Raw genomic sequence first — 14,653 nt, forward strand, 5'->3', positions numbered from 1 at the left:
GAAGTCCGCCATTGCCCCGCGCACGGCCGGGGCGAATGCGGGCGTACACCTGGATTGTCCGCCGTCCGGCTCATTTGGGCCCACCGGGCAGCGAAGTGCTGATGATGACCTTCGCCTGAATCGATCCGTCGGCGGCCTTATCCCCTTGCACCACAACCACATCGCCGACGGGCAGATCGGCGGCCTTGGCCGCCGAAACCGAGATCACCTGGGTTTTGTCGTCGGTGTGCACGGTGACGGTCGAGCCGAGCAGCGAGTTGATGGTCAGGGTGCCGCCGCTGTTGGCGGTGATGGTGCCGAGGGTGGCCCCGAGGGTGTCGACATTGCCGAGGCCGGGGATGCTCGGGATGCCGCTGGTGCCCGGCTGGCCGGAGCGGGTCGGCGCGGGCAGTTGGGCCGTGGTGGTGGACTGGGCCGAGGTATTCGACGAACCCTTGTCACCGAGCAGCACGCCCGCGACCACGCCCGCCGCACCGACGAGCAGGATCACTCCGATGCCCAGCAGCACCCAGAGCCCGGTATTTCGGCGCGGCGGCTCCTGCTGGGGCGGCGGGCCGCCCGGCGGAACCGGACCGTTCGGCCCCCACTGCTGCGTGCCGGACCACTGGCTCTCCAGCGTCGGCATCTCACGGGTCGCGTTCGGGGGCGGCGGGGACCACGAATCGAACTGCTCGGCCGCCGGATACGTCGACGGCGCGGACTGGCCGTACGCCTCGTTGTACTCGGTGGTGTGCAGTGACGGTTCGTACCCGGACTTGCCCAGGTATTCGGTCGGCGCTTCCTCCGGCCGCTGCCCCCAGGGATCGTTCGGGTTCGTCATGGGTTCCAGAGTAGAGAAAGTGCGTGCCCCTGGAGGAAGGCACGCACTTCTGATTCTCGAATGACCCGACGACCGCCGGTTACCTGCCCACGACGAGCCCGTCACCATCCGGGCTGACGGACACCTTCACGGTGTCGCCGTCCTGGACCTCGCCCGCGAGCAGCTCCTTGGCCAGCGTGTCGCCGATCGACTGCTGGATGAGCCTGCGCAGCGGACGCGCGCCGTACACCGGGTCGTAGCCGCGCACCGCGAGCCAGAACCGGGCCGAATCGCTGACGTCCAGTTCCAGCCTGCGCTGCGACAGCCGCTTCTGCAGCTGCTCGAGCTGGATGTCGACGATCTGCTCCAGCTGTTCCTCGTCGAGCGCGTGGAACATGACCACATCGTCGAGGCGGTTCAGGAACTCCGGTTTGAAAGCCGAGCGCACCGCGTTCATGACGAAGTCCTTATCACCACCCGCACCCAGGTTCGAGGTGAGGATGAGGATCGTGTTGCGGAAGTCCACCGTGCGGCCCTGGCCGTCGGTGAGCCGTCCCTCGTCGAGCACGGCGAGCAGGATGTCAAATACATCCGGATGCGCCTTCTCGATCTCGTCGAACAGCACCACCGTGTACGGCCGCCGCCGCACCGCCTCGGTCAGCTGACCGCCCTGGTCGTAGCCGACGTAGCCGGGCGGCGCGCCGACCAGGCGAGCCACCGAATGCTTCTCGCTGTACTCGCTCATATCGATCCGGACCATCGCGCGTTCGTCGTCGAACAGGAAGTCCGCCAACGCCTTTGCCAGCTCCGTCTTACCGACGCCGGTCGGGCCGACGAACATGAACGAGCCGGTGGGCCGGTTCGGGTCGGCGACCCCGGCGCGCGCCCTGCGCACCGCGTCCGACACCGCCTGCACGGCTTCCCGTTGTCCGACAACGCGTTTGCCGAGCTCCTCCTCCATCCGGAGCAGCTTCTGCGTCTCGCCCTCCATCAGGCGGCCGACCGGAATGCCGGTCCACGCCGAGACCACCTCGGCGATATCGTCGGGCCCGACCTCCTCTTTCAGCATCACCTCGCCGTCTCCGGCTGCGGCACTTGCCTTTTCGGCGGCGGCGAGCTCCTTCTCCAGCGCCGGGATCTTGCCGTAGCGCAGCTCGGCGGCCTTGCCGAGATCGCCGTCGCGCTCGGCCCTTTCGGACTCGCCGCGCAGGGATTCCAACTGCTCCTTGAGAATCCGGACCTGGTCGATGGCCTTCTTCTCGTTCTGCCAGCGGGTCATCAGCTGGTTGAGCTTTTCCCGGTCGTCGGCGAGCTCCTGGCGCAGCTTGTCCAGGCGCGCCTTGGACGCCTCGTCGGTCTCCTTGCTCAGCGCGACCTCTTCGATCTCCAGCCTGCGCACCGCGCGCTCGACCTCATCGATTTCCACCGGGCGCGAGTCGATTTCCATGCGCAGCCGCGAGGCCGACTCGTCCACCAGGTCGATCGCCTTGTCCGGCAGGAAGCGCGATGTGATGTACCTGTCGCTGAGCGTCGCGGCCGCGACCAGCGCGGAATCGGTGATGCGCACACCGTGGTGCACCTCGTAGCGCTCCTTGATGCCGCGCAGGATGCCGACGGTGTCGGCCACCGACGGCTCGCCGACCAGCACCTGCTGGAAGCGGCGCTCCAGTGCGGCATCCTTTTCGATGTGCTGGCGGTACTCTTCCAGCGTCGTCGCGCCGACCAGGCGCAGCTCGCCGCGGGCCAGCATGGGCTTGATCATATTGCCCGCATCCATCGCCGATTCGCCGGTGGCGCCCGCGCCGACAATGGTGTGCAGCTCATCGATGAACGTAATGATCTGTCCGGCACTGTTTTTGATGTCCTCGAGCACGGCCTTGAGCCGTTCCTCGAATTCACCGCGGTATTTCGCACCGGCCACCATCGCGCCGAGGTCGAGCGATACGACGGACTTGCCGCGCAACGATTCCGGAACGTCACCCGCGACGATGCGCTGGGCCAGCCCCTCGACGATGGCGGTCTTGCCGACGCCCGGTTCGCCGATGAGCACCGGGTTGTTCTTGGTGCGGCGGCTCAGAACCTGGACCACGCGCCGGATTTCGGTGTCGCGCCCGATGACCGGGTCGAGTTTGCCCGCGCGCGCGGCCTCGGTGAGATCGGTGGAGTACTTCTCCAGCGCCTGGTAGCTGCCCTCCGGGTCGGGTGTGGTGACGCGGTGGTTGCCGCGCACGGTCGTGAACGCCTCACGCAGTGAATCAGCGGTGGCACCATACTTTTTCAGCAGCATGGTGATATCCGAGTCGCCCTCGGCGAGGCCGACCATGACGTGCTCGGTGGAGACGTATTCGTCACCCATTTCGGTGGCGAGCCGCTGGGCGGCGGTGATCGCGCCGAGCGCCTCGCGGCCGAGCTGCGGGGTGGTGGTGGCGCCGGTGGCCCGCGGCAGCCGGTCCACGATGTCCTGTGCCTCGCGTCGCACCGTCGCTGGGTCGACGCCGACGGCTTTCAGCAGTGGGGCGGCGATGCCATCGGTTTGATCCAGCAACGCCACCAGCAAGTGCGCCGGACGGATCTCCGGATTCCCCGCGGCCGATGCCGCCTGCAGGGCGGCCGTCAGCGCCGCCTGGGTCTTGGTGGTGGGATTGAACGAGTCCACAAATCACCTTCCTACTAGTTGTTTCGCACGGCCCCAAGGGCAGTTGGTCGACGGAATGATCAACCGACTGCCCTGCCGTTCATACCGTCCAACGTCGGAAAGGTTGAGTCTGTTCCGCTCAAGTTTGAAAAGTTACAGACCTATCGGGAAACGCTACGCCGCGACACCACCGAATGGGACGAATCATCACGTCTTACCCATACCCACGCATACGATGGCCGTGGCCGTTGGTTGATGCATCACTCGTCAGCCGGACTCTGAGGAGCTAATGGATGCGCGCGATCGTGGTACGGAGGTTCGGAGCGACACCGGAACTGGCCGATATGCCGCTGCCCGAACCCGGGCCCGGTCAGGTCCGGGTGCAGGTCGAGGCGGCCGGCGTCAACCCGTTCGACCAGCGCATGGCCACCGGCTTCCTGGACGGCAAACTGCCGCACGACTTTCCGATGATCCTCGGGGTCGACGGGGCGGGCACCATCGCATCGGTCGGGCCCGGCGTCACCGAATTCGGCGTCGGCGACCGGGTGGTCGGCAAATTCCTCTATCCGCCGGTCGGCCACGGCAGCTTCGCCGAATACGCGGTCGCCCCGGAACACGGCACCCTGGTGCCCATCCCCGACGGGGTCTCCACCGTCGCCGCCGCTGCCCTGCCGACCGCGGGTATGACCGCGCAGGACATCGTCGACGCGGCGAAGATCCAGCCGGGGCAGCTGGTGCTGATCATCGGCGCGACCGGCGGCGTCGGCTCATTCCTGGTGCAGCTGGCCAATATCGCAGGCGCGCATGTGATCGCGACCGCGCGCGGCCCGGCGGCGGATCAGGTGACGCGGCTCGGCGCGGCCGAAACCATCGACTACACGTCCGGCCCGGTCACCGAGCAGATCCGCGCGCTGCACCCGGACGGCGTCGACGTGCTGTTCGATCTGGTGAGCCCGCCGGAGGCGCTGGCCGAGCTGACCACCCTGGTGCACGACGGCGGCGTCGTCTACTCCACCATCTGGTCCGCCGACGAGGATGCGTTGCGCGGCCGAGGTATTCGCGGCGGCAATATCGAATCCAAGGGCGGCGCGCCGGAATTGGCCCGGCTGCTGGTCCGGGTCGCGGACGGCGACGTGGTGGTGCCGGTCGACCGGACGGTGCCCATGGCGGAGGCGGCCTCGGCGATCGGCGCCACCGGCGCGCGCGGCAAGACGGTCCTGGCCATCTGACCAAACGAGCGGGAACCAATGCGCCACCCTCCGCGTTGGTTTCACCGTCGAAAAAGTCCGGCCGATTCGGTCTCGTAACCATGCTGGACCATGTAGTTTGCCCACCGGTTACCCGCGGGTTCGGTGCTCCCACCGATAAGCACCCGGCCACGGCATTTTCAGGGATACTTGACCACGGAGGACCGCCGGTTACGGGAAGGTCGCCGGGCAGCTCATCAGAGGGAAAGGAAGCTCCACGTCGTGGATGCGCGTTCAGCAGCGCTGGTCCGCGCCAACTTCCGTTCGGTGACCGAATCACCGAACGGACCCGAGCGGTTGATCAGTGCGTTCTACGGTCACCTGTTCGCCGAGAATCCCAGACTTCGCGAACTGTTCCCGCCCGCCATGGATATGCAGCCCAAGCGGCTGGTCACGGCCATCCAGTACGTCATCGACCATCTCGAGGACTGGCAACGGGCCCAGAAGTTTCTGGAGCAGTTGGCCCGCGACCATCGCAAATACGGTGTCGAGGCGGCTCATTACGATCTGGCGGGCCGCGCCCTGCTCGCGGCGTTCCGCGCGTACAACGGCAGCGCGTGGAACCGCGCGCTGGAGGAGGGTTGGCGCGACATCACCATCCTCATATCGGCGTCCATGGCCATCGGCGCCAATTCGGACAAGTCGCAGCCGTACTGGGAGGCGACGGTTGTCGGCCATCGGCGGGTGCTGGAGGATCTGGCCATCGTGCGGCTGCAATCCGACAGCCCGGTGCCGTATCAGGCCGGGCAGTATGTTCCGGTCGCGATACCGCAGCGGCCGAAGATGTGGCGCTACTTCTCGCCCGCAATTCCCTCGAATCCGTACGGGGAGATCGAATTCCACGTCCGCAAGGTGCGCGGCGGCTGGGTCAGCCCGGCCATCGTCAACGAGACCAGGGTCGGTGACCGGTGGCAGATCGCCGGCCCGCTCGGCGGCCTGCACGTCGACCGGGACAGCGGCCGCGACGTGCTGCTGATCGGTGCGGGCACCGGAATAGCGCCACTACGCGCGCAGCTGATCGAGATGGGCCAGCGCGGCATCAATCCGCGGGTGCACTTCTTCATCGGCGGCCGCTACCCGTGCGATCTGTACGACGTGGAGAACATGTGGCAGCTCTCGCAAAGCAATCCGTGGCTCACCGTCGTTCCGGTCTGCGAACAGAAGACCAATCCGTGGTGGTATCCGCATCCGCCCGCCGACGCACCGTACGGCATGCATCGACGGCTGATCGGTAATCTCGGCGCCGTGGTTGCGAGCTTCGGCGCATGGGCGGACCGGCAGATCCAGATCGCCGGTTCGGCCAGGATGATCGCCGACACCCGCCGCGCGCTCATCGCGGTCGGCACCCCGGAGCAGAACATCAGCTGCGATCCGGTGTGAGGTAGTCGCATCCGACGATTCACGCGAGTACGAAGAGTTCTCGCGCCATTGGCGCGACAAGATTGGATACGGCAAATATGGATATCAACCCGGGCGCGCTCGGCAACGGGCTGCATCGGGAGCCCGAATGGACCGCCACCGTCGTCGGTCATCACCGGCTGCGCCACGATCTCGCGGTGATCCGGCTGATCGGTGAATTCGTTCCGTTCACCGCGGGGCAGTCGGTCGAGGTGCAGGTGCCGCAGCTGCCGGGGATGCGGCGGCGCTACTCCCCCGCGTTGCCACCGTCGCTGGACGGCAAGCTGGAGTTCCACGTACGCACGGTGCCGGGCGGCTGGTGCAGCGGTTCCATCGTTGCCGACACCAAACCGGGCGATGAGTGGCGAATCTCCGCTCCCCTGGGCACTTTCATGATCGATCCGGCGGGTCCGGACGTGGTGATGGTCGCGGGCGGCACCGGTCTGGCGCCGATGCGTTCGCAGATCCTGGAATTGGCCCGTAAGCCGGAGCCGCCGCGCACCTATCTCTTCGTCGGCGGCCGCTCACCGCGCGATCTGTACGCCGAGGACATGCTGGTGCTGCTGGCCGACGAATTACCTTGGCTCACCGTGATTCCCGTGGTGGACAGCCCGGAGGATCCCGGCTGGGCCGATGAATGGTACGAACAGGCGCGGGTGGACATCGGCTTCCAGGAAGACGACCTACTGGTCGGAACGCTCGCCGATGTCGTTGCCTCCCATGGGGCTTTCGACGATCACCAGGTGTTCGTCTGCGGTTCGCCCGCGATGACGCGGGCCACCGTCGACCGCTTGGTCGCCGCCGGAACGCCCCCCGAACTCATTCAGTTCGAAGGGATTTGACCGCAGCACCGCTCAGAACAGCGGATCGTGCCGGATGTTCTTGGTCTGCGTGCCCGCGGCCATCAGCCGGAACTTGGTGGTCTGCACCATGGATGGCGCGCCGACGATCTGCACGTCACGATCGGTCCACGGCCCGTGTGCGGCGACCACCTTGCCGATCTGACCGATGACGCGCGGTTCGAGACCGGGCAGTTCGGGCTCCGGCTCACCGGAATCCAGGTACCACCAAGGGTTTTCGTCGCTCTCGGCGATCGGGGTGACGGTGAGCCACTTGTTGGCGACGGCGAGCTGGCTCAGCACCGGTAAGTCGTAGAGGTCGCACGGATGGTGCCCGCCGACGAATAGATGGACGCGAGGGTTGGTGCGGCGCTGGGCCATTGCCATCAGCTGGGCCCGCAGCGGGGCGATGCCGGTGCCGCAGCCGACCATCAGCATCTTGCGTTTGGTGTTGCGCGGCACGCCGAGTCCGCCGAGCGGCGAGCCGAGCAGCCACTGATCGCCGACGGCGGTGTGGCCGACGATGGCCGGGCTGACCCAACCGCCCAGCACGCTGCGAATGTGGAATTCGATCTCCCCGTTGGCATTTGCGGGCACCGCGGGGGAAAGGTAGCGCCACATTCGCGGGCGGGCCGGAACCTGCACGCTCATGTACTGCCCGGCGGCGTATTGCATGGGCTGATCGAGCTGCAGGCGCACGATGGTGAGATTACGTAGCACGTCGCGGCGTTCGACGACGGTGCCGGACCAGACGGGCGGCGTCGTCTCCTTTTCGGCGGCGCCGATCATGGTGTCGGCGATGACCTTCAGGCCCTCGTCCCAGCCCGCGTCCACCTCGTCGGTCCACATCTCACTGTCGGCAAACCCGCGCAGCGCGGCCTTCAGCGAGGCGCCGACGGCGACGTAATGTTCCGGCTGCACACCGTATTTGCGGTGGTCGCGCCCGAGCTGGGCAAGGAATGGCAACAGCTTGTCGGGTTCCTCGAGGCGGTCGAGCGCGTACATGATCGCCTTGACCAGGCGGTCGCGCTGGGCATCCATTGATGCGGGGAAGAATTCACGAACATGGGGGTAGTCGGTGAACAAGATCGCGTAGAACGATCTCGCCAACTTCTCCGGCCCCCCTTCCTCCGCAGCAACCGCCTTGAACGTGGTTCGAATCAAAGCGACAGTCCGCGAATCCATTTGTGTCACAACCCCATTTCGCACTCGAACACACCCGTGCCGGCGAGTGAGGGTGCTGCGGGACACTCGACAGCAGCCGTTGCCGAGAAGTGTAGGTGAGGTTAGCCAGCAACGGAATCCTTCGTTTAAACAACACCGGTGTAATTCCGTTCAACCAAGGTTCCCGCGCGCAAATCCGGCTTGAAACAAACTGCAAGACCGCTATGCCACAAGGAAATCGGTCGAGTGCACACCGAATTTGCCTGCCCCGATTTGCAAGATTCATCCCGATTCGTGATCGCGGAGCGATCGGGTGGCAACTTCAGCGGCGCAATGGTTTTCACGGCCGTACCGAATGCCACACCGCACGCCTCCCCAACCACGTCAGAATCCGAATAGCAAACGAGTCACACAATCGGTGATGGACGGTTGATCGAATTCCAGCTTACCGTCAGCTAATTCGCTTCTAAAACGATTCAATCGGGCAATAGGGCAACAACCGGACATCGATTTGCCAGCTTGCCACCGATGTTTGCTGATCGGTTCCGGAAGCGATTGCGGCGCATTGCCGAACGATCATGTGTCAGATCGGAAAACGACAAGCGGGCCGCGGAATTCCGGTCACCGAGTGGTGAAACCGGCTCCGCGGCCCGCTCGTTCGGTCGTTACGAACGCCGATTACGTGGCTGCCACACCACCAGCGCGGTACTGCGCTGCTGCGGAACGAGATCCGGACGGTAGCCCGCCCGCAGCCGTTCCAGTTCCGCCCGCGTCTCGACGAGCTGCTGCTGCAGCGCCTCCACCTGATTGGTGAGCTCGATGATGCGCTTGATGCCCGCCAGGTTGACGCCCTCGTCCTGGGACAGCCGCTGCACCTCGCGCAGCAACTCGACGTCCCTGGCCGAATAGCGCCGCCCGCCGCCCGAAGTACGTTGTGGCGTAACCAGACCGAGTCGGTCATAGGTGCGCAGTGTCTGCGCGTGCATGCCCGCCAGTTGGGCCGCGACCGAGATCATGAAGAACTCGGTCCGCGAACCGCCGCTCGCCTGCTTCGGATCAGTGGACATCACGCACCTGCCCATCCCGCACGTGGATCGAAACCGCTGGCCTTCTCCGCCTCCGCATAGCGCTTCAGCGCCTCGCTCGCATCGTTGTCCAGCTTCTGCGGCACCGCAACCTTCACGGTGACCAACAGGTCACCCGCGCCGCCGCCGCGCTTGGGCACGCCGCGGCCGCGCACTCGAAGGATCCGGCCGTCGGCGGTGCCCGGCGGCACCTTGACCCCGACCCTACCCTCCAGGGTAGGCACGGAAACCGTTGTGCCGAGCACCAATTCGCTGTAGCTCACCGGCAGCACCAGGGTCAGGTCGTCGCCGTTGCGGCCGAAAACCTTGTCCTGGCTGACGTGCACGGTGACATACAGGTCGCCCGACGGCGCGCCCCGCAACCCGGCCTCACCCTGCCCGGCCAGCCGAATCCGTTGCCCGTCACCGACACCCGGCGGAATCCGGACGGTGATGGTGCGGGTGCGGTTCTGGATACCGCTGCCGTGGCAGTCGACGCACGGGTCGTCGATGATCGAGCCGGTGCCCCGGCATTCGTCGCACGGCTCACTGAATCCGAACGCGCCCTGGTTGCGGCTGATCACGCCGGTTCCGTTGCAGATGGGGCAAACTCGGGGACTGGTCCCCGGTTTGGCCCCGCTGCCGTGACAGGTGGTGCACGGCGACGGACTCGTCATCCGCAGCGGAACGGTGACACCCTGTGCGGCCTCGCGGAAACCGAGCGTCGTCTCGGTCTCCACATCGGCCCCGCGCCGCGGCCTGCTCGACGTCCGGGTGCCGCCGCGGTTGAAGAGGCCGCCTAGTAGATCGCCGAGGCCGCCGTCACCCGCGCCCGCATTGCCGAAGATGTCACCGATATTGAAATCGCTGGAGAATCCGCCGCCCGCGCCCGGCGTGAAACCGCCGCCGCGCGGATACCCGCCGGCGAAAAGCCTGCGGGTCTCGTCGTATTCCTTGCGCTTGGCCGGATCCGACAGCACGGCATGCGCCTCGCTGACGGTCTTGAAGCGCTCCTCGGCCTTGGTGTCACCCGGATTCGCGTCCGGGTGCAGATCGCGGGCCAGCTTGCGGTAGGCCTTTTTGATCTCGTCCTGGGAGGCGCTGGAGGAGACACCCAGCTCCTTGTAGAAGTCCTTTTCGATCCACTCCCGCTGACTCACCGAGTATCTCCTCCTCCCGCAGACTTATTGGTTTTGTACGTCGGCATCGTCGGATGCCTCTGTCTCTGTGGTGGCCGAAGCGAGATCGGCCACGCCATCGGTTACCCCGACGAGCGCGTGGCGAAGCACGCGATCGCCGAACCGATAGCCCTTGCGCATGACGACACCGATCACCGGATCGTGCCCGGAACCCTCGTGCTGCACGGCCTCGTGCAGCGTCGGATCGAAAGGCTCACCCTCGGAACCGAATTCCTCCAGACCCTGCTTCTGCAGGGCGGCGGCCAGCTTGTCGGCCACACCCTTCAGCGGGCCGGACTCCAGGTCGCCGTGTGCGCGCGCCCGGTCGAGATCGTCGAGCACACCGAGCAATTCGCCAACGACGGCGGCCTTGGCCGAATCGATCGCGGCCTTGCGGTCGCGCTCGACGCGGCGCCGGTAGTTCGCGTACTCGGCGGTCAGCCGCTGCAGATCAGCGGTGCGCTCGGCGAGTTCGACGCTGATGGTGTCGGCGAGGACATCGCCCTCGGGCCCGTCGGCGGAACCATTGTCCGCCAACGGTTCCCGAACGTCACCGGTCTCCGGGTCAATCTTTCGATTGTCGACGATGGTGATCGGCTCCTGTTCGGAGTTGTCCTGTGTCACTTCTTCTCCGTGTCGACCGGCTCGTCAACAACCTCGGCATCCACGACCTGATCATCGGCCGCCGCGCTCGACGCGCCGTTACCCGACGCGGCCGACTCCTGCGCCGAGGCCTCGTAGATGGCCTGGCCCAGCGCCTGCGACTCGGTCGCCAGCTTCTCCACCGCGGACTTCACCTTGGCGATATCGGTGCCCTTCAGCGCCTCGTTGGCCTCGGCGATGGCCGCCTCGACCTTGGACTTGACGTCCGCGGGCACCTTGTCCTCGTTCTCCTTGATGAACTTCTCGGTCTGGTGCACCAGCGACTCGGCCTGGTTGCGGGTCTCCGCCTCCTCGCGCCGCGCCTTGTCCTCGGCCGCGTGCTGCTCCGCGTCCTTGACCATCCGGTCGATCTCCTCCTTGGACAGGCCGGAGCCGTCCTGGATCTTGATCGTGTTCTCCTTGCCGGTGCCCTTGTCCTTCGCGGTCACGTGCACGATGCCGTTGGCGTCGATGTCGAAGGTGACCTCGATCTGCGGCACGCCGCGCGGGGCCGGCGGGATGCCGGTCAGCTCGAAGGAGCCGAGCAGCTTGTTGTGCGAGGCGATTTCGCGCTCACCCTGGAACACCTGGATCTGCACCGACGGCTGGTTGTCATCGGCCGTGGTGAAGGTCTCCGAACGCTTGGTCGGAATGGTGGTGTTGCGCTCGATGAGCTTGGTCATCACGCCGCCCTTGGTCTCGATGCCCAGCGACAGCGGGGTCACATCGAGCAGCAGGACGTCCTTGACCTCACCCTTGAGCACACCGGCCTGCAGCGCGGCGCCGACGGCGACGACCTCGTCCGGGTTGACGCCCTTGTTGGGCTCCTTGCCGCCGGTCAGCTCGCGCACCAGATCGGTGACGGCGGGCATGCGGGTCGAACCACCGACCAGCACAACGTGATCGATATCGGACACCTTGATGCCCGCGTCCTTGATCACCGACTGGAACGGCGCACGGGTGCGGTCCAGCAGATCGGAGGTGATCTTCTGGAACTCCGCGCGGGTGAGCTGCTCGTCGAGGAACAGCGGGTTCTTGTCCGCGTCGACGGTGATGTAGGGCAGGTTGATCGAGGTGCTCTGGCTGGAGCTCAGCTCGATCTTGGCCTTCTCGGCGGCCTCGCGCAGCCGCTGCATCGCCATCTTGTCCTTGGTCAGGTCGATGCCGCTGGTGCCCTTGAACTTGTCGACCAGCCACTGCACGACCCGCTCGTCCCAGTCGTCACCACCGAGGTGGTTGTCACCGGAGGTGGCGCGGACCTCGACGACGCCCTCGCCGATTTCCAGCAGCGAGACGTCGAAGGTGCCGCCACCGAGGTCGAAGACCAGGATGGTCTGCTCCTTGTCGCCCTTGTCCAGGCCGTAGGCGAGCGCCGCCGCGGTGGGCTCGTTGACGATGCGCAGCACGTTCAGGCCGGCGATCTGGCCCGCTTCCTTGGTGGCCTGCCGCTGGGCGTCCTCGAAGTACGCGGGCACGGTGATGACCGCGTCGGTGATCTCCTCACCGAGGTAGGCCTCCGCGTCGCGCTTCAGCTTCATCAGCACGCGCGCGGAAATCTCCTGCGGTGTGTACTTCTTGCCGTCGATGTCGACGTTCCAGTCCGTGCCGATGTGCCGCTTGACCGAGCGGATGGTGCGGTCGACATTGGTGACCGCCTGGTTCTTGGCCGGCTGTCCGACCAGAACCTCACCGTTCTTCGCGAAGGCGACGATCGACGGGGTGGTGCGCGATCCCTCCGAGTTGGCGACTACGACCGGCTCGCCGCCTTCGAGAACGGCGACGACCGAGTTCGTGGTCCCGAGGTCGATTCCGACCGCACGAGCCATGGTTCCTCCTAGTTGACGTAAAACAATCTGTGGTGGTGCCGGACGATTCGCGGTGTCCGCCGCGAAAGGCCCGTCAGCGACTTCGCAGTCGCGAGACCCAGCCCCGATACCCCAGGCCCCCGGTAACCCGGGATTCGCCTCGGCACCCTCATAGAGCACGGTCTCAGCAACGCTGAGCGTGGTCGGCTCAATCCTGCCCCTCCCGAGGGCCGGGAGTCAACTGGAACTTGAGTCGATCGCGCTCAACCTTGTCGAAAGACTCAACGGCCGGTATCCGCGAATAATTCCCAGACCCGGCAACTTCCTAAATTTGACCTACAGGTACAAAACACTAGAGTCAACGGCATGGGCAGGCCCAAGCAGTTCGACCCCGACGCCGCCGTCGAGCGGGCCATGGAGGTCTTCTGGCGCAAGGGCTACGCCGCGACAACACCGCAGGATCTGGTCGATGCGCTCGGTATCGGCAAGGGCAGCCTCTATCACGCGTTCGGCAGCAAGCACGCGCTGTTCGAGCGGGCGCTGCGGCGGTATCGCGAGGCGCAGGCGACCACACTCACCGACCTGCTGGAACAACCGGGACCCGCCAAGGAGAAGCTGTGCACCGCACTGCGATTCATCGCCGAGGACACTCTCGCCGATCCGGATCGCCGAGGCTGCCTCGCGGTCAATACCGCTGCGGCGCTGGGCAATACGGATGATGCCGCGGCCGAGCAGGTACGCCGGATGTTCGACCGCACGGAAGCGGCCTTCCGGTCTGTGATCGAGGAGGGGCAGCGGGCGGGCGAGATCGATCGCACGCGCGACGCCGCGGATCTGGCCAGTTTGCTGCTCAATACCGTTGTGGGACTCCAGGTTCTGTCGAAAACCGCGCAGGGGCCCGAGCGGTTGAACCGGGTTGTCGACGGGGCGCTCGCCACGATCTGAACACCCGACGCTGATTAGCGCAGCGTCGCTATTTGTTCGAGGAAAGAAGGAATTTCATGGACCTCAGGCTGAGCGGCAAGACCGCATTGGTCACCGGCGCGAGCAAGGGCGTCGGGCTGGCCACCGTGCGCAGGCTGACCGCCGAGGGCGTGCGGGTGGCAGGCGCCGCGCGCACCATCACCCCAGCACTGAAAGATACCGGCGCGGTGGCGATTTCGGTCGATCTGAGCACGCAGGACGGTCCGGCCGCGATGGTCGAGCAGGCCGTCGCCGAACTCGGCGGCATCGATCTGCTGGTCAACAATGCGGGCGGTGGCAGCAGCGCGGACGCGGGCATCGGCATGGGCGGCTTCGCCGAACTCGACGACGCGCACTGGCAGCGCACCTTCGACCTCAACCTCTACGCCGCGGTCCGCACCACCCGGGCCGCGCTGCCGAGCCTGCTGGAACGCACCGGAGAATCGGGCGGCTCGGCGGTGGTGAACGTATCCTCCATCGGCGCCTGGCTGCCCGCGGGGCCGCCGTTGGCGTACAACGTCGCCAAGGCCGCGCTCACCGCGTTCAGCAGGGGCATCGCAGAAGAGCTCGGCCCGCAAGGCATTCGGGTCACCACAGTGTCGCCCGGACCGATCCGCACCGATATCTGGGAGTCGGCCGACGGCTACGGCGGCCATCTCGCCGCGGCCGCGCAAATCGAGCACGAGCAGTTCCTCGAACAGGTTCCGGCGATCATGCGCATGATCACCGGGCGCATCGCCGAACCCGACGAGGTTGCCGCGCTCATCACCTTCCTACTGTCGGATGTCGCGGCCAGCATCGCCGGATCCGATCACCTGATCGACGGCGGAGTGGTCAAAACGGTCTGAAATCTCCGACCACGGTCCGATGCTCCCCGGTCTGTTCCGGACCTACCATCGGCGCAAAGTCGCCTATGCCA

12 protein-coding genes are annotated in these 14,653 nt (G+C 66.1%); 5 read left to right on the forward strand and 7 right to left on the reverse strand.

Features of this window, described 5'->3' with window-relative positions; translation table 11 throughout:
• Positions 1-70 precede the first annotated feature (70 nt).
• Both F5544_RS43095 and clpB read right to left on the reverse strand, forming a co-directional pair.
• Complete coding sequence (locus F5544_RS43095; RefSeq protein WP_167478460.1) at positions 71-820, reverse strand: DUF5666 domain-containing protein; 750 nt, start codon at positions 818-820, stop codon at positions 71-73.
• A 79-nt stretch (positions 821-899) separates the two neighbouring features.
• Positions 900-3,455, reverse strand: coding sequence for an ATP-dependent chaperone ClpB (clpB, locus tag F5544_RS43100; RefSeq protein WP_167478461.1), 2,556 nt, complete (start codon positions 3,453-3,455; stop codon positions 900-902).
• Positions 3,456-3,727: 272 nt separating this feature from the next.
• On the opposite strand from clpB, the gene F5544_RS43105 reads away from it, so the two are divergent.
• The 3 genes from F5544_RS43105 (at position 3,728) to F5544_RS43115 (ending at position 6,921) form a co-directional block, all read left to right on the forward strand.
• Positions 3,728-4,663, forward strand: a complete 936-nt coding sequence (locus F5544_RS43105; RefSeq protein ID WP_167478462.1) for an NADP-dependent oxidoreductase — start codon at positions 3,728-3,730, stop codon at positions 4,661-4,663.
• Positions 4,664-4,903: 240 nt separating this feature from the next.
• Positions 4,904-6,061: an FAD-binding oxidoreductase gene (locus F5544_RS43110; RefSeq protein ID WP_167478463.1), complete on the forward strand. Its 1,158-nt coding sequence runs from the start codon at positions 4,904-4,906 to the stop codon at positions 6,059-6,061.
• A 77-nt stretch (positions 6,062-6,138) separates the two neighbouring features.
• Positions 6,139-6,921 (forward strand): FAD-binding oxidoreductase, encoded by a 783-nt coding sequence (locus F5544_RS43115; RefSeq protein ID WP_167478464.1) that lies wholly within the window; start codon positions 6,139-6,141, stop codon positions 6,919-6,921.
• A 12-nt stretch (positions 6,922-6,933) separates the two neighbouring features.
• Here F5544_RS43115 and F5544_RS43120 read toward each other — a convergent pair whose 3' ends face one another.
• The 5 genes from F5544_RS43120 to dnaK all read right to left on the reverse strand — a co-directional run bounded on the left by F5544_RS43120 (position 6,934) and on the right by dnaK (position 12,792).
• On the reverse strand, positions 6,934-8,103 hold the full coding sequence (locus tag F5544_RS43120; protein ID WP_167478465.1) for an FAD-binding oxidoreductase: 1,170 nt from the start codon (positions 8,101-8,103) through the stop codon (positions 6,934-6,936).
• Between the two features lie 644 nt (positions 8,104-8,747).
• On the reverse strand, positions 8,748-9,149 hold the full coding sequence (locus F5544_RS43125) for a heat shock protein transcriptional repressor HspR (RefSeq protein ID WP_167478466.1): 402 nt from the start codon (positions 9,147-9,149) through the stop codon (positions 8,748-8,750).
• Positions 9,149-10,306 carry a molecular chaperone DnaJ gene (dnaJ, locus tag F5544_RS43130; RefSeq protein ID WP_167478467.1) on the reverse strand — a complete coding sequence of 386 codons (1,158 nt, stop codon included), beginning with the start codon at positions 10,304-10,306 and terminating at the stop codon, positions 9,149-9,151. The genes F5544_RS43125 and dnaJ overlap by 1 nt, the downstream gene beginning before the upstream one ends.
• A gap of 24 nt (positions 10,307-10,330) precedes the next feature.
• Positions 10,331-10,948 (reverse strand): nucleotide exchange factor GrpE, encoded by a 618-nt coding sequence (grpE, locus tag F5544_RS43135; RefSeq protein ID WP_167478468.1) that lies wholly within the window; start codon positions 10,946-10,948, stop codon positions 10,331-10,333.
• A complete protein-coding gene (dnaK, locus tag F5544_RS43140; protein ID WP_167478469.1) occupies positions 10,945-12,792 on the reverse strand; it encodes a molecular chaperone DnaK in 1,848 nt (615 codons plus the stop codon). Before dnaK ends, grpE begins: the two co-directional genes overlap by 4 nt.
• 345 nt (positions 12,793-13,137) lie before the next feature.
• Here dnaK and F5544_RS43145 point away from each other — a divergent pair, with 345 nt between their 5' ends.
• Positions 13,138-13,716: a TetR/AcrR family transcriptional regulator gene (locus F5544_RS43145; RefSeq protein WP_167478470.1), complete on the forward strand. Its 579-nt coding sequence runs from the start codon at positions 13,138-13,140 to the stop codon at positions 13,714-13,716.
• Between the two features lie 56 nt (positions 13,717-13,772).
• On the forward strand, positions 13,773-14,582 hold the full coding sequence (locus F5544_RS43150) for an oxidoreductase (RefSeq protein WP_167478471.1): 810 nt from the start codon (positions 13,773-13,775) through the stop codon (positions 14,580-14,582).
• Positions 14,583-14,653 lie beyond the last annotated feature (71 nt).

The sequence above is a fragment of the Nocardia arthritidis genome, assembly GCF_011801145.1.
Lineage (GTDB): Bacteria > Actinomycetota > Actinomycetes > Mycobacteriales > Mycobacteriaceae > Nocardia > Nocardia arthritidis_A.

Excerpts from the sequence above, each read along its gene's own strand:
- F5544_RS43095 (WP_167478460.1), bottom strand. The coding sequence starts at position 820 with ATGACGAACCCGAACGATCCCTGGGGGCAGCGGCCGGAGGAAGCGCCG.
- F5544_RS43105 (WP_167478462.1), top strand. The coding sequence starts at position 3,728 with ATGCGCGCGATCGTGGTACGGAGGTTCGGAGCGACACCGGAACTGGCC.
- F5544_RS43115 (WP_167478464.1), top strand. The coding sequence starts at position 6,139 with ATGGATATCAACCCGGGCGCGCTCGGCAACGGGCTGCATCGGGAGCCC.
- F5544_RS43120 (WP_167478465.1), bottom strand. The coding sequence starts at position 8,103 with ATGGATTCGCGGACTGTCGCTTTGATTCGAACCACGTTCAAGGCGGTT.
- F5544_RS43125 (WP_167478466.1), bottom strand. The coding sequence starts at position 9,149 with ATGTCCACTGATCCGAAGCAGGCGAGCGGCGGTTCGCGGACCGAGTTC.
- dnaK (WP_167478469.1), bottom strand. The coding sequence starts at position 12,792 with ATGGCTCGTGCGGTCGGAATCGACCTCGGGACCACGAACTCGGTCGTC.
- F5544_RS43145 (WP_167478470.1), top strand. The coding sequence starts at position 13,138 with ATGGGCAGGCCCAAGCAGTTCGACCCCGACGCCGCCGTCGAGCGGGCC.
- F5544_RS43150 (WP_167478471.1), top strand. The coding sequence starts at position 13,773 with ATGGACCTCAGGCTGAGCGGCAAGACCGCATTGGTCACCGGCGCGAGC.